Source organism: Pseudoduganella sp. jia 9, assembly GCF_055502615.1.
This window is the reverse complement of sequence record NZ_JBUPWE010000001.1, coordinates 13,537-30,836: the sequence shown is the minus strand read 5'-3', so window position 1 is coordinate 30,836 and position 17,300 is coordinate 13,537. Positions and strand designations below refer to the sequence as shown.

Genomic DNA, 17,300 nt, shown 5'->3' with positions numbered 1-17,300 from the left:
CGCATCCATCACAAGAAGGCATAAGGCCGAAGGAGACGAACATGGAACAACAACGCCAGAAAAAGCCGGTGCGCCGCGTGGTGATCGCCGGCGGCGGCACGGCCGGCTGGATGGTCGCGGCCGGGCTGTCGAAATCGCTGGGCAAGCTGCTCGACATCAAGCTGATCGAGTCCGAGGAGATCGGCACCGTCGGCGTCGGCGAAGCCACTATTCCCACGCTGTTGAATTTCCACCACCTGATGGAAATCAACGAGCAGGAATTCATGGCTGAGACGATGGCCACCTTCAAGCTGGGCATCAGCTTTGAAAACTGGCGCAACGTGAACGAGGATTACATCCACTCGTTCGGCACCACCGGCACCGACCACTGGACGGCCGGCTTCCAGCACTTCTGGCACAAGGGCCGCGAGCGCGGCATCGCCGGCGACTACGGCGACTACTGCCTCGAGCTGAAGGCGGGCCTGAAGGACAAGTTCGCGCACCTGCCGAACAACGGCATGAACTACGCCTACCACATGGACGCGGGGCGCTACGCGAAGTTCCTGCGCCGCTTCTCCGAGCGCTACGGCGTGCAGCGCGTGGAGGGCAAGATCGTCGAGGTGCGCAAGAACCTGCTCAGCGGCGACATCACCGCGCTGCGCCTGGACTCCGGCTCGGAACTCGAGGGCGACCTGTTCATCGACTGCACCGGCTTCCGCGGCCTGCTGATCGGGCAGGCCATGGGCGTGGAATACGAGGACTGGTCGCACTGGCTGTTCAACGACAGCGCCGTGGCGCTGCAGACGAAGTCCGTGCGCGATGCGGTGCCGTACACCCGCTCGATCGCCCGCGACGCCGGCTGGCAGTGGCAGATCCCGCTGCAGCACCGCGTCGGCAACGGCCTGGTGTACTCCACCCGCTACACGGACGACGACACCGCGCTGCGCACGCTGCGGGCGGCCGTCGACGGCGAGCCGCTGATGAATCCGCGCGTGATCCGCTTCACGCCGGGCCAGCGAAAGCAGACGTGGAAGGGCAACTGCGTCGCCATCGGCCTGGCCAGCGGCTTCCTGGAGCCGATCGAGTCGACCAGCATCCACCTGATCCAGCGCGGCATCATCCGCCTGATGCAGATGTTCCCACAGGACGGCATCAGCCAGGCCGACATCGACGAATACAACCAGCAGGCCGACTACGAAATCCAGCACATCCGCGATTTCATCATCCTGCATTACAACGTGACGAACCGCCGCGACACGCCGTACTGGCGCGACGCCGCCACGATGAAACTGCCGCCGTCGCTGCAGCACCGCATCGACCTGTTCCGCGACACCGGCCGCGTGTTCCGCGTGCCGAACGAACTGTTCGCCGAAAATTCCTGGATCCAGGTCATGCTGGGCCAGGGCATCATGCCCGCCTCGCACCATCAGACCGCCGACCTGATGGGCGACGAGGAACTCGCCCACTTCCTCGGCAACATCAGCGGCGCTATCGACCGCACCGTGGCCCAGCTGCCCTCGCACCAGAAATACGTCGAACAGTACTGCTCCGGCACCGGGTGGTAATCAACAACAGGGTGGTAAATAAGTAACAGCACGATAAGCACGTATTTCCCAAAACCGGGGTCAGACCCCGGTTTTGGGAAATTAGTTGCATTGTGATAAAGAGTGAGTTTTCAACCGCTGCCGATGCGCTATAAACGGGGTTTGCCACTGCGGAGCTCATTTTGCGAATTGCCGTTGCCCGTCCTGCCATTGCCGCGCTGCTGGTGCTGTCCACCTGCCTCGGCCAGGCCCAGGAATACCGGATGAAGGCGGAGGAGGCGCGTACCGGGTCGCTGCTCAAGCGCGAGAATGCGCGTCTCAGCCTGCCGCCCGACAAGACCTACGCCGAGCTGGCCGAGGCCGACAAGGCGCGCCTGCGCAGCATGTATGAAAACATGGGTGCCGGGGACGAGCCGCCCTTCCCCGCCCGCGGCTATCGCAGCCTGATGCGCGCGATGTCGGCCGTGCAGGAGCGATTGCAGGTCGCAGGCACCGTGGACATGGGCGTGATCGTCGGCCCGGACGGCCGCGCCAGGGAGGTCAAGGTTTACGGTTCGTCCAATCCGCAGCTGACGACGGTCATCGCCAACGTGCTGGTGCTGGAAAAGTACAAGCCGGCGCTGTGTGGCGGTACACCCTGCTTGCAGGAATTTCCCTTCAGGATGAATTTCACGCTGCGCCATTGAACGCTTGACAGGCGGGCTGCCGGCGCGTAATTTACCAATTGGTTAATTAACCTTTTGGTTTACTTGTTGTGAACGAAGCATTTTCCACCACTGAACAGTCGAGCGAGCAGCTGAGCCTGACGTTCGCCGCGCTGGCCGACCCCACCCGCCGGGCGATCCTAGCGCGGCTGGCGCAAGGCGAAGCATCGGCGTCCGAACTGGCGGCACCGTTCGACATAACGCAGCCGGCGATCACGAAGCACCTGAAGGTGCTCGAGCGCGCCGGCCTGATCTCCCGCGGCAGGCATGCGCAGTGGCGGCCTTGCCGGCTGGAAGCGGCGCCGCTGCGCGAGGCCAGTGGCTGGATCGAGCAGTACCGCCAGCTGTGGGAAGACCGCCTGGACCGCCTCGACGATTACCTGACCGGACTGCAAACCAAGGAGAAACAGCATGGCAAGCGCTAACGAAGTTGGACTCACCATTCGCCGCGTATTCGACGCGCCGCGCGAACTGGTCTTCGCGACGATGACCGACCCGGATCACCTGCGGCACTGGTGGGGCCCGAAGGAATGCACGATCACCGTGGTGCAGGCCGACGTGCGGCCGGGCGGCATGTTCCACTATTGCATGCACGCGCGCGACAGCATGGCTCCCATGGACGTGTGGGGCCGCTTCGACTTCCGCGACATCGAGGCGCCGCACCGCTTCGCCTTCGTCAACGGTTTCGCGGACGAGCAGGGCAACCGCATCCGCTACCCTCTCCTGCCCATGTGGCCGCTGGAGGTGCTGAATACCGTCGCACTGGAAGAAGACAATGGCAAGACGGTCTTCACGCTGCACTCGGTCCCCGTCAACGCCAGCGAGGCGGAGTACGCCATCTTCCTCGCCAGCCATGCGTCGATGGAGGGTGGCTTCGGCGGCATGTACGACGTCTACGAGCAGTACCTGACCACCATGGCGGCAGGCGCGCCGGATGCGGCGGATGCGGCGGACACCGCGGACCGCGAGATCGTCATCACCCGCACGCTGCGGGCCGCGCGCGAGCGCGTGTTCGACGCGTTCACCGATCCGCAGCAGGTCGGCAAATGGTGGGGGCCGAACGGCTTCACGGTGGCCACGGCATCGATCGACGTACGCCCCGGCGGCAGCTGGCGTTTCGATATGGATGGGCCGGACGGCACGCGCTGGCCGAACCTGATCGAATACACGGAAGTGGTGCGCCCCGAGCGGCTGGTGTATCACCACGGTAGCGGCACCGCGGGCGACCCGGGCTTCGACGTGCGCGTCACATTCGAGGAGGCCGGCGATGGCGCCACGCTGCTGACGATGCGTACGATCCTCGCCAGCCCCGAGGCACTGGCCGCGGTCAGGAAATTCGGCGCCGAGGAACTGGGCAACCAGACCATCGACAAACTGGCCGCCTACCTCGAGGGCAGGCCGCAATAACCGTCACACCGCGTGACGCGTGGCCGCGGCCGGCATGGCTGCTGCCATCGCAACGATACGCACCGGCACAAGCCGCTCAGCGGTTCGTCAGCGTCACGCCCGCCGCCACCAGCACGCCGCCGGCCACCATCGATGCCAGCACCTGTTCGCCCAGCAGCAGGGCGGCCAGGCCGATGCCGAATACCGGCACCAGGTTGTTGAACACGGCGGTGCGCGAGGCGCCGATCGCTTTCACGCCCTCGTAGTACCAGACGAAGCCCAGCACCGTGCCGAACGCGCCCAGGTAGCCCAGGCTGCCCCACACCTGCCAGGCGATGGCGCTCCACTGCAGCGTGACCAGGTCGCGCCCGGCACCCACCAGCAGGAACAGCAGGCCCCACAGCGCGGCGTAAGTGGTGGCGGCTACCGGCGTCAGCCCCTTCAGCGCGGCGCGGCCCACCAGCGTGTAGGCGGCCCAGCTGCTGATCGCACACAGCATCAGCAGTTCGCCCTTGCCCAGCGACTGGCCGATGTCGTGCAACGCCGCCACCGGATCGCCACGCGTGATGACGATCGCCGCGCCGCAGAACGCCAGCGCGATACCGGCCCATTTCACGGCATGCAGGCGCTCGCGCAGCAGCACGGCGGCGGCCAGCGCGGTCACGATCGGGTTCAGTGCGATGAACAGCGCGGCGCGCCCGGCCGGCATCGAACCCAGCGCGCCGAAGAAGCACAGGTTGTACAGGAAGATGCCGGTCAGGCCCAGGGCCGCGGTGGCCGCCATCTGCTTGCCGCTCAGGCGCGGCAGGCCGCCCTCCTTCAGCCAGGCGACCAGCAGCAGCAGGGCCGCCGCCACGGCGAAGCGCAGCGCGGCGGCGGTCATCGCCGGCAGCGCATGCGCGACGATGCGGCCGGCAATGAACGTACCGCCCCAGAACAGGGTGACCAGTACGAGCTTCACGTACACCAGGTTGTTTTTCAGGAGAGCGCTGTTCATATTTTTCTTGCATGCGGGTTGGGGAAGCCATACAGTATTACTTATCCAAACTCATATGCAAATGAGCAAAAGCTCATGAGCAGGGCGCCCGGCAAGGCACTCTGTTTCCTGGACGATCATGACCTTCACCCAGCTGGAAATCTTCGTGATGGTGGCCGAGATGCGCGGCTTCACCTCGGCGGCGCTGCGCCTCGGCATCAGCCAGTCCGCCGTCTCGCACGCGATCCGCTCGCTCGAACAGGAGCTCGACGCGCAACTGGTCGAGCGCCAGCAGGCCGCCGTCGAGGTAACGGAGCTGGGCAGCCGCCTGCTGCTGCGCGCCCGCGAGATCCTCGGCCTGCAGGAAGCGATGCGGCAGGATGCCGCCGTGGCGCGTGGCCTGAACCAGGGTCTGATCCGCATCGGCTCGTTCGGCCCCACGTCGTCGCTGAAGCTGCTGCCGGCAATCCTGAAGGCGTTCCGCGCCCGCTATCCCGGCATCGAGGTGCAGATCGACGAGGGACCGGATGCCGCCGTCATCCAGTGGGTGGCAGACCGCCGCGTGGATGTCGGCTTCGCCGTGCTGCCGGACGATCGTTTCGACACGATACCGCTGGTCGAAGACCAGCTGGTGGCGCTGGTGCAGCGCGATCATCCGCTGGCGGCGAAGCGCTCGGTCACGCTGGAAGAGCTGACAGGGCTGCCCTTCATCATGCCGGAACAGGGCTGCTCGGCGCTGGTCGAGCCGCTGTTCTCCAACGCCGGGCTGGCGCCGCGCGTACGCTACCGCATGTCGCAGATGGTCACCGTGCTGGGCCTGGTCGACAATGGCGACGGCATCACCGTGATGCCCGAGCTGGCGCTGCCGCACGCCATGGCCGAAACGCATCCGCGCATCCTGGCCCGGCCCCTGCGGCCGATGGTGCGGCGGCGCGTGGGGCTGATCCTGCGCAACCTGTCGCGTGCCGCGCCGGCGGTGCAGGCCTTTGCGGAGATCGCGCGATCGGCGGCGAAGGCCGTTCGATGACGCCTGCAGCCCGCCGCCGGCGCGCAGCGTGGCACTTCGGCCGGCATGCGGGGTACATATCGCATTAGAATGGCCGGGTGCCCCGACCAACGGAGAGATCATGGATGAAAGCAGCAAGGACATCGAGCCCGGCATGGCCGATTGCAGCATCGTGACCACCCGCGTGCTGGATGCGCCCCGCGCACGGGTATTCGCCGCCTTCAGCGACCCCGGGCAGCTGGCGCAATGGTGGGGACCGGAAGGTTTCACGAGCACCTTCCAGGGATTCGATTTCGCGCCGGGCGGCGCGTGGACGTTCGTGATGCACGGGCCAGACGGCACCACCTACCCGAACGAATCGCACTTCGTGGAAATCGTTCCGGAGGAGCGCATCGTGTTCGATCACGTTTCCGGCCATACGTTCCGCGCCACGTTCGTGTTTGCCGATGCGGACGGCAAGACGCGGCTGCACTGGACGATGCATTTCGGCGACCCGGCCGAGTGCGCCAAGGTGGCGCGCTTCGTGGCCGGCGCCAACGAGCAGAACCTGGACCGCCTGGCCGCGCTGCTGGCCAGAGGATAGTCCAGGCTGGTGGAAGCGGCGCCCGGAGACCCTCACGCTCCGGGCGCGCCCGCCATCAATGCCCTTCCGAGGCGTTGAACATCGACTTCGCGTAGACCAGCCCCAGGCCGTAGGCGCCGCCGTGCTGCACCGAGGTCTTCACCGTCTGGTCGTACGTTTCGCCGCGGGCCCAGTCGCGCTGCAGTTCGAGCAGGTATTGCAGCGACGTGATCGGGCGGGCACCGGCCTGCACCATCCGCTGCACGGCGCGCTCGTGGGCTTCCTCGGTAATGTCGCCGGAAGCGTCGGTGATCACATACACCTCGAAGCCCTGGTCCAGCGCGGACAGTGCGGGGCCGACGATGCAGACCGACGTCCACAGCCCGGCCAGCACGATGCGGCCCTTGCCGATTGCATTGACGCGGTCGGCGATGCGCTGGTCTTCCCAGGTGTTCATCGTGGTGCGGTCGATCGGCTTCTGGTCCGGGAACACCGACTGGATCTCGTCGTAGATCGGGCCGGAGAACGAATCGGCGGCCACCGTGGTGAGAATGGTCGGCACCTTGAACTCGGCTGCCGCCTTCGATACCAGCGCCGCGTTATTGCGCAGCACGGTGGCATCGATCGATTTCGTCGCGAACGACATCTGCGACTGGTGGTCGATCATGATCAGCGTGTGGTCGTTACCGTTCAGCAGGGTTTTACCGGCTTGGGCTTTGGCGATTGGCATGATGTTTTCTCCTGAAATGATGAGTGAGTTGTCGATATCTTCGAAAGTCTGACGCTGCGTTTAATTCGGGCTGTTTCGTGTTCGCTGCGTCGATGGAATGCAGTATGAGCAATCCAGGAAGAAAACAAAAACGGAAAGATTACCGTTCTATTATCGAAATTTTCGAACGGCCATTTACAGGTATTTTCCATGCGATCCTGGCTGCGGCGGTCCGATGGCGGCGCCGCCCGCGCCGACTTTTCGCTAAGGTGGCAAGGGCCGGCCCGCTGCAAGCGGTACGGCAGGGGACAACCGCAATCTTCGGAGGACACGCATGGACAACTGGAAGCAGGTCATCATCAAGGGCATGATGCCCGGCGCGCTGGCGAGCCTGGCATCGACCGGCGCGCTGGCGCTGCGCTCGAAGCAGGAAACCGGCAGCCCTTATGCGGGAGCGAATGCGATCAGCCACGTGCTGTGGGGCGACAGGGCGTTCGTGCATGACGAACCCACGTGGAAATACACGCTGACGGGCTATGCGATCCACCATGCCAGCTCGCATTTCTGGGCCAGCATCTTCGAGCAGGCTGCGGGCAAGGTGTTCGACAGGCCCGGCGTGGCCTCCAAGCTTGCCTCGGCGGCGGCGGCATCGGCCGTGGCTTGCTTCGTCGACTACAAGCTCACGCCGCAGCGCCTGCAGCCGGGCTTCGACGTGCGCCTGTCGAAACGTTCGCTGGCGCTGGTGTACGGCGCATTCGCCATCGGCCTGGCGGCCGGCGCGCTGTTCAACCACCGGGAACGTTCGTAGTCATTCCCCCGCGCCCTGGTCGAGCCAGGCGCGGCCCGCTTCCAGCACCAGCGCCAGTTCGTGGCGCACGGCCGCGAAATGCGGTGCCAGCTGGCTGGCGGGCGATTCCGCGATCGCCAGCTCGGCATCCATCGTGGCCTTGATCAGGCGCTTCGCGCCCAGCACGCCGATGGCACCGCGCAGCGCGTGGAAGGTATGCGCCGCCGCCTGCACATCGCCGCTTGCCAGCGCACGATCCGCTTCGTCGGCCGGCGCCATGCCGCCTTCCAGCGCACTTTCCACCATCCTGCGCATCAGTGCCCGGCCTTTCGGATCCCGGCCCATCACGCGTGCCAGGCTGTCCATGCTGAACACGGGCTCGCCGCCTCGCACGGCCGGCGGTTCCGACTGCGGCTCGCGCGCCCGCGCTTTCTCCTGCGCTTCCAGCTGCGCTTCCAGCTGCGCTTCCTGTTGCGCTTCCAGCCGCGCTTCGAGCCGTGCTTCCTGCCGTCCTTCCTGCCCCGGTTCCGCCGGCCTGCGCCGGGCCGGCAGGTAGCGCTCGATGACCGCCATCATCTCGTCGACGACGACCGGCTTGGCGATGAAATCCGTGATGCCGGCCGCCATGCAGCGCTCCCGCTCGGACGCCAGCACGCCGGCGGTCATCGCGATCACCGGCAGGCGCAACGCCAGTTCCGAGCGTATCGCCGCGGTTGCCGAGAAGCCGTCCAGCACCGGCATCTGCATGTCCATCAGCACGATGTCGTAGCGCTGCGCGTCGATGCGCAACACGTCGAGGGCCTGGCGGCCGTCGCCTGCCACGTCGAGCGTGGCGCCGGCATGTTCGAGGATGCCGCGTGCCACCGCCTGGTTCAGCGGATTGTCCTCGACCAGCAGGAAGTGCACGCCCTGCAGGCGGCCCGCATAGCCCTGGGCGGTGGGCGGCAGCAGTTCGCTGCCGCCGCCCTTCACCGCCAGGGCCTGGTGCAGCGCGTCGAACAGCGTGGAACTGGTGATCGGCTTGACCAGTACCGCATCGGCCTCGGCACTTCTCGAAATCTGTTCGAGGCGCTCGCGCGCGAAGGCGTTGAGCATGACCACGATCGGCTGGCGGTGTCCGTCCGCCTCGCGCCGGATCGCGGCGGCCGGCGCATTGCCGTCGGGGCCGGCCATATGCCAGTCGGCCAGTACCACGTCGTACGGCCGGCCGGTGCGCATGCGGAAGGTGAACATCGCCAGCGCGGCACTGCCCGAATCGACCAGGTCCGCCTCCCAGCCCCACGCCTTGATCAGCCGGCCGATCAGGTTGCGGCTGGTGGCGTTGTCGTCCGCCACCAGTACGGCGAGGTGGCCGGCGGCCGGCTTGCGCGGTGCTTCCAGCCGCGGCAGCACACCGAACGGCAGTGCGAACCAGAAGCAGCTGCCCTTGCCCGGTTCGCTTTCGACGTGGATCTCTCCGCCCATCAGTTCGATCAGGCGGTGCGTGATCGCCAGGCCCAGGCCGGTGCCGCCGAAGCGGCGGGTGATGCTCTCGTCGGCCTGCGTGAACGCCTGGAACAGGTGCGACAGCTGTTCCGGATTCATGCCCATGCCGGTGTCGCGCACCTCGAAGCCGAGAACCGCCACGGTGTCGTCCGCACGGTATTCCTCCAGGCCCACTTCGACCACGACTTCGCCCTGCGCGGTGAACTTGATCGCATTGCCGGCCAGGTTCACCAGTACCTGCTGCAGCCGCAGCGCATCGCCGCGCAGCAGCCGGGGCACCTCCGGGTCGACGATGATGGCCAGCTCCAGTTCCTTGTCGCCGGCGTTCATCGTCATCGTCGTGGCCAGGGTGCTCATCGATTCGTCGAGGTCGAACTCGACGGGCGACAGTTCCATCCGCTGCGCTTCGATCTTGGAGAAATCCAGCACGTCGTTCAGGATGCCCAGCAGCGAATCGCCGGCGGTGCGGATCATGTGCAGGTACTTGCGCTGCTGGGGGGACAGGTCGGTGTTCTGCAGCAGTTGCGCCATGCCCAGCACGGCATTCATCGGTGTGCGGATTTCATGGCTCATGTTGGCCACGAAATCGCTCTTTGCCCGGTTGGCTGCTTCGGCGCGGTCGCGCGCCCGTTCCAGCTCGGCGGCGCGGGTCTCCAGCTCGTCCATCAGGTCGCCGGCATGCGCATCGGCCGCCGAACGTTCCCGCATCAGTTCATTGAAGGCGCCGGTCAGTTCGCCGATCTCGTCGCGCGACGTGACCGGCAGCGGGGCGAACTGCTGCGGCGCGCCGCGCAGCGCGCCGATCGCATCGCGCAGCCGCATCAGCGGCGACATCAGGCGCAGCATGGTCCATGTGATGACGGCTGCGGTGACGAGCGAGGCCAGCGTGCCCCACAGGGCGAGCCGCGCCAGCAGGTCTTCGAACGGTTCGAAGGCTTCCTCGGCCGGCAGGTTGGCAATCAGGATCCACGGTACCGTCTTCAGGCGCTTGTAGCTGAGCAGCGCGCGCACGCCGCGGCCGTCGGTGCTGATCGTGGTGCCTTCGAACCCTTCGCGGATCGCCAGCATGGTGGCGGCGTAGCCTTCCGGGTTGCGTGGTTTCAGCAGCCGGGTTGGATCCGGGTGCACGACATACACCGACGGCTCGTAGCCGGTGACGATGAAATAGTAGCCGGTGCGGCCCACCTTGGCCGTGCGCAGGTGTCCCAGCAGGTTGTTCTTGTAGAGCCGTAACACGCCAATCAGCACGCAGGCCACGTCGCCGTCCTCGCTCAGCACCGGGGCGACCATCTGCACCACGGGTTGCCGGTTCGCCTTGCCGATCACCGGCTCGGCGATCAGGGGAGACTTTTCCACCAGCACGCGCTGGAAGTAGGCGCGGTCCGTCACGCTGACGCCGGGGCGGCCCGGCAGCGCGGGTACGTCGGCCACGATGACGCCGGCCGGGCTGACGACGATGATATCGTCGAACAGGCGCAGGACGGCGCTGTAGTCGTAGTGCGCGCGCAGCGCCGGCGGGTCGGCACAGATGTCGCTGGGCTGCCAGCGTGCCGATTCGGCGACGATGTCGCGCAGCAGCGTCATCTTTTCATCCACCTCGAGCGCGGTGCGCGCGATCAGCGCATCCTGCTGGGCAAACAGCACGCGCGAGACACCCTCCTGCATGCGCTGGGCCTGCAGCACGGTCACGAGCGCGATCATCACGATGGATGTGACTGTCGTCGCCAGTGCGACTTTCGCCTTGATACCGAGCGGTCGCATGGTCTCCCCCCGCCGCGTTGTTATCGGTTCACTATGCGCCGCTTCGCCTCTGGCGTACTGTGCGGAAGGGCACGCAAGCTGCAAGTTGCGGCGAGCCTGGCGCGCCCGCCGGATCAAGTACACTGTGGGTCAACCGTAACCGACCATGACAAAGATGCATGAGCTTCCCTCGCTGACCCTGCCCGGCGCCACGATTGAAATCCTGAAGGCGCGCTGCTCGACCTGCAGCATGCACCAGCTGTGCCTGCCGATGGGGCTGGACATGGGCGACATGGACAAGCTGGACAAGATCATCGGCCGCCGCCGCAAGGTGCAGAAGGGCGAGAACCTGTTCCGTATCGGCGAGCAGTTCACGAACCTGTACGCGATCCGGCTTGGCCATTTCAAGACTTACCAGATCAACGCCAACGGCGAGGAACAGGTGACGGGCTTCCAGATGGGCGGTGAATTGCTGGGCATGGACGCGATCAGCACCGACCGGCACTATTGCAGCGCGCTGGCGCTGGAGGACAGCGAAGTATGCGAGATCCCGTTCGCCAGCCTGGAACGGCTGCTGGTGGACATGCCCACCCTGCTGCGCCACTTCCATCGCATGATGAGCCAGGAGATCACGCGCGAGCAGAGCGTGATGCTGCTGCTGGGGAATATGCAGGCCACGCAGCGCTTCGCCGCATTTCTCGTCAACCTGGCTTCGCGCTACGAGGTGCGCGGTTATTCCAGCACCGCGTTCCAGCTGCGCATGTCGCGCGAGGACATCGGCAACTACCTGGGCCTGACGATCGAGAGCATCAGCCGGCTGCTGAACAAGTTCAAGAAGCAGGGGCTGCTGAAGGTGTCGAACCGGGAAGTCGAGGTGCTCGACCTGCCGCGGCTCAAGGCGATCACGGCCGGCACCGAGACCTGCGCGTAGTGACCCACTAGTGCTATAGGGCCGCCAGCGTCACCTGCCGCGCCGCCGGCCAGTGCCATTGGCCTTCCAGGCGCCAGGTGCGCCGTTCATCTTCCACCAGCACGGTCCAGCGGCTGCGTTCGAGCAGCGGCAGCGGCACGGCGAAGCGGCCGGCCGCGTCGGGGCGCACCAGCAGGCGCAGGTCCTTCTCCGGCTGCGTGGCATGCGCCAGGTGCAGTTGCAGCGGGCCGCTGCGCACCGGTTCGCGCATGGACAGGCGGCCATGCAGTACGCCATGTGCGGCGTCGTAGCGCAGCGCGATGGCGGCGCCCAGCGCGGCGGCGCTGCGGTCGCGCCGCAAGTCCTGGTTGATCGCCTTGCCGCGCTTGTAGTAATCGCCCACCACCAGCGCATCCTGCTGCGCGAAGGCCAGCCAGCCGGTATAGGCGCCGGCTGCCAGCACGGCGGCCGGGCCGGCCATCAGCAGCCATGGCCAGCGCTCGCGGTACCAGGGTGTGGCGGAAATCGTGTGCATCGTGGACTCCTTTTCAGCGCGGGATGATGAAGACCGCGGCTTCCTCGACGGCGAGGCTGGCATCGTCGAGCGCCGTCAGCGTGAAGGCGATCCCGTTGGAGCCGGTCTTGCCGGCGCCGTGCGGGGCCCGTACCCGCACCGGCACGGCACGCGTTTCGGTGCCGGCCAGCGCGACGACATCTTCCGACGCCAGCGCCAGGCCGGGCAGGCCGGTGGCGGCGATCCGGTAGCGGTGCGGCCGCTCCGACGTATTCATGATCTGCAGCCGGTACACGTTCTCGATGGCGCCGCCATCCACTTCGCGGCCCATCGAGCCGCGGTCGCGGATCACGTCCATTTTCAGCGGCGTGCGGGTAGCCAGCGCATGGCCGACCGCCAGCGTGACCGCCAGCAGCGCGGCGCAGTAGGCCAGCACGCGCGGACGCAGCGCACGCCGCCGGATCTGCGCCGCCGTCATGTTCGTGGCCATCGCCCGGTCCGTGCTGTAGCGCACCAGGCCGCGCGGCTGGCCGACCTTGTCCATCACATCGTTGCAGGCATCCACGCAGGCGGCGCAGCCGATGCATTCGTATTGCAGGCCGTTGCGGATATCGATGCCGGCCGGGCATACCTGCACGCACAGCGTGCAGTCGATGCAGGCACCGCCCGTGGCCTTCTTGCCGCGCGGTTCGCCGCGCCCCGTGTCGTAGGTGATGATCAGCGTATCGCGGTCGAACATCGAGCTCTGGAAGCGGGCGTACGGGCACATGTACTTGCAGACCTGCTCGCGCAGCCAGCCGGCGTTGCCGTAGGTGGCGAAGCTGTAGAACAGCACCCAGAACCATTCCCATGGCCCCAATGCCAGCGTGGCGATGCCGGTGCCCAGCTCGCGCACCGGCGTGAAGTAGCCGACAAAGGTAAAGCCGGTCCACAGCGCGACGGCGCCCCATGCCAGATGCTTGGCGACGCGCCTGGCGAACTTGCGCGCCGAAGGGCCTTGCCGGTCGAGCGCGATGCGCGCCGCGCGCGAGCCTTCGATCCTGCGCTCGATCCACAGGAAGATCGAGGTGTACACCGTTTGCGGGCAGGCGAAGCCGCACCACACGCGGCCGGCCACCGCCGTCACCAGGAACAGCCCCCAGGCGCAGATGATCAGCAGCGCGGCCAGGTAGATGAAATCCTGCGGCCACAGCACCAGGCCAAACAGGTAGAACTTGCGTGTGCCCAGGTCGAACAGCACGGCCTGGCGGTCGTTCCACGCCAGCCATGGCGTGCCGTAGAACGCCAGCTGCGTCAGCCACAGGCACAGCCAGCGCAGGCGCGCGTAGCGGCCATCCGTCTCGCGCGGATGAATCGGCTGGCGCTTCTCGTACATCCGGATCACCTGTTCGGGCACGGGGGCGTTCATGCCTGTCTCGTTTCGTGTCATTTCGCTTCGTTGGACAGGCCCCACACGTAGGCCGACAGCACGTGCACCTTGCCTTCGCCGAGGAAGTCGCCGAACGCCGGCATGGTGTTGTCGCGGCCCGTGCGGATGGTTTCCATGATCGTCTCGGCGCTGCCGCCGTACAGCCAGGTCTTGTCGGCCAGGTTCGGCGCGCCGAGCGCATGGTTGCCGGTGCCGCCGGCGCCATGGCAGGCCAGGCAGGCGGTGAACTTGCCTTTGCCAAACACGCTCTTGATCGGATCGGCCGCGCTGCTGCCGGAAAGGCTCAGCACATAGTGCGCGACGTTCTCGACATCCTTGTCGGAACCGACCGCCGCGCCCATCGGCGGCATCACGCCGTGGCGGCCGTTCATGATCGTCTGCCTGATCGTGTCCGGCTCGCCGCCGTGCAGCCAGTCCTTGTCGGCCAGGTTCGGAAAGCCCTTGTTGCCGCGCGCATCGGAGCCGTGGCATTGCGCGCAGTAGGTAAGGAACAGCCGCTCGCCCATCGCGCGCGCCTGCGGATCGGCGGCCACCGCCTTCAGGTCCTGCTTGCGGTACTTGTCGAACAGCGGGCCGTAGGCATCGTCGGCCTTCGCCAGTTCCTCCCTGTACTGCCCTGCAGACTGCCAGCCAAGCTTGCCGGCGTAGGTACCCAGGCCCGGGTACAGGAACAGGTAGGCGGCGCCGAACACGATCGTCAGGTAGAACAGCCACATCCACCAGCGCGGCATCGGCGTATTCAGTTCCGTCAGGTCGTCGTCCCACACGTGGCCGGTGGTGGCGATCTTGCCGGCCGCCGCATCGGCGGCCGATACCTTGTGCACCGACTGCGTGTACAGCAGCACGCCGCAGCCGAGGATGCCCAGCACCGTCAGCACGGCGATGTAGAGGTTCCAGAAATCGCTGGTGAAATCAGACATCGCCAGTCTCCTCGCCGCGCGGGTCGTCCATGAACGGAAGCTGTGCCGCCTGCGCGAAATCCTGTTGCTTGCGGGTGGACCAGGCCCACGCCCAGATGCCGGCGAAGGTGATGAACGAAACCACCGTCATCACGCTGCTGGCGCTGTCGAAAATGTGTTCGATGCTCATTGCGTCAATTCCTCGATTTGATCAGCGTGCCCAGGCCTTGAAGGTAGGCGATCAGCGCGTCTTCTTCCGTCTTGTCCACCAGCTCCGCCGGTGCGGCCTTGATTTCGGCGTCGGTATATCCGTCGCCCAGGCGCTGCAGCGCGCGCAGCTTCGGCACGATGTCCTGCGGGACCAGCCTTGTTTCAGCCAGCCACGGGTAGCCGGGCATGTTCGATTCCGGCACCACGTCGCGCGGGTTGCGCAGGTGCGTGCGGTGCCATTCGTCGCTGTAGCGGGCGCCCACGCGGGCCAGGTCGGGGCCGGTGCGCTTCGAGCCCCACTGGAACGGCCGGTCGAACACGAACTCGCCGGCCACCGAGTAGTGGCCATAGCGCTCGGTCTCGGCGCGGAACGGGCGCACCATCTGCGAATGGCAGGCGTAGCAGCCTTCGCGCACGTAGATGTCGCGGCCGGCCAGGCGCAGCGGAGAGTAGTGCGTGAGGCCGGCCACCGGTTCGGTGGTCGATTTCTGGAAGAACAGCGGCACGATCTCGACGGCGCCGCCGACCGATACCACCAGCGTCACCAGGGCGATCAGCAGCCAGGGGTTCTTCTCGATCCACTCATGGGAAAAATGCGTGATGAATTTCATGTCGTTGTCCTCAGGCTGCCTTGAGTTGCGGGATGGCGGCGACCGGCACGTCGCGGCCGCGCAGCGTCATCCACGTGTTCCAGGCCATGATCACCATGCCGGCCAGGTACAGCGTGCCGCCGGCGAAGCGCACCACGTAGTAGGGGTAGGTGGCTTTCACGCTCTCGACGAAGGTGTACGTGAGCGTGCCGTCCGGATTCACCGCGCGCCACATCAGGCCCTGCATCACGCCGGCGATCCACATCGCGGCGATGTACAGCACCACGCCGATGGTGGCCACCCAGAAGTGCAGGTCGACCAGGCGGGTGCTGTACATCTTCGTCTGGCCGGCCAGGCGCGGCAGCAGGTAGTAGATCGAGCCCATCGTGATGAAGCCGACCCAGCCCAGCGCGCCGCCATGCACGTGGGCGATGCCCCAGTCGGTGTAGTGGGACAGCGCGTTGATGGTCTTGATCGACATCATCGGGCCCTCGAACGTGGCCATGCCGTAGAACGACAGCGAAACGATCATGAACTTCAGGATCGGATCCGTGCGCAGCTTGTGCCATGCGCCGGAGAGCGTCATGATCCCGTTGATCATGCCGCCCCACGAAGGCGCCAGCAGGATCAGCGAGAACACCATGCCCAGCGACTGCGTCCAGTCGGGCAGGGCGGTGTAGTGCAGGTGGTGCGGGCCGGCCCACATGTAGGTGAAGATCAGCGCCCAGAAGTGCACGATCGACAGGCGGTACGAGTACACCGGGCGGCCGGCCTGCTTCGGGATGAAGTAGTACACCATGCCCAGGTAGCCCGCGGTGAGGATGAAGCCCACCGCGTTGTGGCCGTACCACCACTGGATCATCGCGTCCTGCACGCCGGTGTACATCGAATACGATTTCGTCAGCGTGGCCGGCATGACCATGCCGTTCACCACGTGCAGCAGCGTGACGGCCAGGATGTAGCCGCCGAAGAACCAGTTGGCCACGTAGATATGCCTGACCTTGCGCCTGACGATGGTGCCGAAGAAGACCACGGCGTAGGCGATCCACACCACCGCGATCAAAATCGCGATCGGCCATTCCAGCTCCGCGTATTCCTTGCCGCGCGTGAGCCCCATCGGCAGCGTGATCACGGCGGACACGATCACCGCCTGCCAGCCCCAGAATGTGAACGCGGCCAGCCTGTCCGAGAACAGCCGCACCTGGCAGGTGCGCTGCACCACGTAGTACGAGGTGGCGAACAGGCCGGAGATGCCGAAGGCGAAGATCACGCCGTTCGTGTGCAGCGGCCGCAGGCGACCATAGGTAAGCCATGGCACATCGAAATTGAGCGCGGGCCACGCCAGCTGCGCGGCGATGACCACGCCGACCAGCATGCCGACGACGCCCCACAGCACCGTCGCGATCGCGAACTGCTTCACGACCTTGTAGTTATAGTTCTGTTCCACCTGAACACCCCTGAGTTCTTGATATGCATCACAGATTACGCAGCGGGGTGTTTAAAAACTTTGACCTACATCAAAATTGACTGAGTGCATCACCAAGCCGATTTCGCGCTCCGCAACGTGTTGTAAAAGCGTTGTGTTTCCAAGAACCGGGGTCAGACCCCGGTTCTTGGAAACATTGCCGAAATTCGGGGTCAGACCCCGGTTTTTGGAAATATTTCTTGGGGCGGCTAGTTGCTTGCGGCGCGGATGTGTTGCTGGCAACGAGGCCCTGGCGGGGTCAGTCGTCGTCTTGCAGGATGCGCAGGGCCGGGCCTTCGAGGTCGTCGAACTGGCCGTCGTCGGAGGCCTTGAAGAAGATCCACAGCGCGCCGAAGACCAGTGCGATGGACAGGGGGACCAGCAGGTACAGCGATTCCATCGGGG

General features: G+C 65.9%; 18 protein-coding genes. 8 read left to right on the top strand and 10 right to left on the bottom strand.

Annotated features, from left to right (window positions below; all coding sequences use genetic code 11):
• Nucleotides 1–41 precede the first annotated feature (41 nt).
• From ACY34H_RS00145 to ACY34H_RS00130, 4 genes are all read left to right on the top strand, one after another.
• Entirely contained in the window at nucleotides 42–1,544 is a 1,503-nt protein-coding gene (locus ACY34H_RS00145) for a tryptophan halogenase family protein (RefSeq protein ID WP_464975460.1), read from the top strand.
• A 161-nt stretch (nucleotides 1,545–1,705) separates the two neighbouring features.
• Nucleotides 1,706–2,209 (top strand): energy transducer TonB, encoded by a 504-nt coding sequence (locus ACY34H_RS00140; protein WP_464975459.1) that lies wholly within the window; start codon nucleotides 1,706–1,708, stop codon nucleotides 2,207–2,209.
• 68 nt (nucleotides 2,210–2,277) lie between these two features.
• The gene (locus ACY34H_RS00135; RefSeq protein WP_464975458.1) at nucleotides 2,278–2,652 is read left to right on the top strand and encodes an ArsR/SmtB family transcription factor; all 375 of its coding nucleotides are present in this window, start codon (nucleotides 2,278–2,280) and stop codon (nucleotides 2,650–2,652) included.
• Nucleotides 2,639–3,634: an SRPBCC domain-containing protein gene (locus ACY34H_RS00130; RefSeq protein WP_464975457.1), complete on the top strand. Its 996-nt coding sequence runs from the start codon at nucleotides 2,639–2,641 to the stop codon at nucleotides 3,632–3,634. The genes ACY34H_RS00135 and ACY34H_RS00130 overlap by 14 nt, the downstream gene beginning before the upstream one ends.
• Nucleotides 3,635–3,710: 76 nt before the next feature.
• Here the strand turns inward: ACY34H_RS00130 and ACY34H_RS00125 are convergent, their stop codons facing one another.
• On the bottom strand, nucleotides 3,711–4,610 hold the full coding sequence (locus ACY34H_RS00125; protein WP_464975456.1) for a DMT family transporter: 900 nt from the start codon (nucleotides 4,608–4,610) through the stop codon (nucleotides 3,711–3,713).
• 118 nt (nucleotides 4,611–4,728) lie between these two features.
• On the opposite strand from ACY34H_RS00125, the gene ACY34H_RS00120 reads away from it, so the two are divergent.
• Both ACY34H_RS00120 and ACY34H_RS00115 read left to right on the top strand, forming a co-directional pair.
• On the top strand, nucleotides 4,729–5,616 hold the full coding sequence (locus ACY34H_RS00120; protein ID WP_464975455.1) for a LysR family transcriptional regulator: 888 nt from the start codon (nucleotides 4,729–4,731) through the stop codon (nucleotides 5,614–5,616).
• 100 nt (nucleotides 5,617–5,716) lie between these two features.
• A complete protein-coding gene (locus ACY34H_RS00115) occupies nucleotides 5,717–6,178 on the top strand; it encodes an SRPBCC family protein (protein WP_464975454.1) in 462 nt (153 codons plus the stop codon).
• Nucleotides 6,179–6,233: 55 nt separating this feature from the next.
• Here ACY34H_RS00115 and ACY34H_RS00110 read toward each other — a convergent pair whose 3' ends face one another.
• The gene (locus ACY34H_RS00110; RefSeq protein WP_464975453.1) at nucleotides 6,234–6,887 is read right to left on the bottom strand and encodes a hydrolase; all 654 of its coding nucleotides are present in this window, start codon (nucleotides 6,885–6,887) and stop codon (nucleotides 6,234–6,236) included.
• A 313-nt stretch (nucleotides 6,888–7,200) separates the two neighbouring features.
• Here ACY34H_RS00110 and ACY34H_RS00105 point away from each other — a divergent pair, with 313 nt between their 5' ends.
• A complete protein-coding gene (locus ACY34H_RS00105) occupies nucleotides 7,201–7,674 on the top strand; it encodes a hypothetical protein (protein ID WP_464975452.1) in 474 nt (157 codons plus the stop codon).
• Here the strand turns inward: ACY34H_RS00105 and ACY34H_RS00100 are convergent, their stop codons facing one another.
• Nucleotides 7,675–10,899, bottom strand: a complete 3,225-nt coding sequence (locus ACY34H_RS00100; protein ID WP_464975451.1) for a response regulator — start codon at nucleotides 10,897–10,899, stop codon at nucleotides 7,675–7,677.
• Nucleotides 10,900–11,053: 154 nt separating this feature from the next.
• On the opposite strand from ACY34H_RS00100, the gene fnr reads away from it, so the two are divergent.
• Nucleotides 11,054–11,809, top strand: coding sequence for a fumarate/nitrate reduction transcriptional regulator Fnr (gene fnr / locus ACY34H_RS00095; protein ID WP_464975771.1), 756 nt, complete (start codon nucleotides 11,054–11,056; stop codon nucleotides 11,807–11,809).
• Nucleotides 11,810–11,822: 13 nt separating this feature from the next.
• Here the strand turns inward: fnr and ACY34H_RS00090 are convergent, their stop codons facing one another.
• From ACY34H_RS00090 to ccoS, 7 genes are all read right to left on the bottom strand, one after another.
• Nucleotides 11,823–12,323, bottom strand: a complete 501-nt coding sequence (locus ACY34H_RS00090) for a FixH family protein (RefSeq protein WP_464975450.1) — start codon at nucleotides 12,321–12,323, stop codon at nucleotides 11,823–11,825.
• Between the two features lie 13 nt (nucleotides 12,324–12,336).
• Nucleotides 12,337–13,710 (bottom strand): cytochrome c oxidase accessory protein CcoG, encoded by a 1,374-nt coding sequence (gene ccoG, locus ACY34H_RS00085; protein ID WP_464975449.1) that lies wholly within the window; start codon nucleotides 13,708–13,710, stop codon nucleotides 12,337–12,339.
• 17 nt (nucleotides 13,711–13,727) lie between these two features.
• A complete protein-coding gene (gene ccoP / locus ACY34H_RS00080; protein WP_464975448.1) occupies nucleotides 13,728–14,651 on the bottom strand; it encodes a cytochrome-c oxidase, cbb3-type subunit III in 924 nt (307 codons plus the stop codon).
• Entirely contained in the window at nucleotides 14,644–14,820 is a 177-nt protein-coding gene (locus tag ACY34H_RS00075; protein ID WP_464975447.1) for a cbb3-type cytochrome oxidase subunit 3, read from the bottom strand. The genes ccoP and ACY34H_RS00075 overlap by 8 nt, the downstream gene beginning before the upstream one ends.
• A gap of 4 nt (nucleotides 14,821–14,824) precedes the next feature.
• Nucleotides 14,825–15,451: a cytochrome-c oxidase, cbb3-type subunit II gene (ccoO, locus tag ACY34H_RS00070; RefSeq protein WP_464975446.1), complete on the bottom strand. Its 627-nt coding sequence runs from the start codon at nucleotides 15,449–15,451 to the stop codon at nucleotides 14,825–14,827.
• A gap of 10 nt (nucleotides 15,452–15,461) precedes the next feature.
• On the bottom strand, nucleotides 15,462–16,877 hold the full coding sequence (gene ccoN / locus ACY34H_RS00065; protein WP_464975445.1) for a cytochrome-c oxidase, cbb3-type subunit I: 1,416 nt from the start codon (nucleotides 16,875–16,877) through the stop codon (nucleotides 15,462–15,464).
• 277 nt (nucleotides 16,878–17,154) lie between these two features.
• Entirely contained in the window at nucleotides 17,155–17,295 is a 141-nt protein-coding gene (gene ccoS / locus ACY34H_RS00060) for a cbb3-type cytochrome oxidase assembly protein CcoS (RefSeq protein ID WP_464975444.1), read from the bottom strand.
• Between the last annotated feature and the right edge of the window lie 5 nt (nucleotides 17,296–17,300).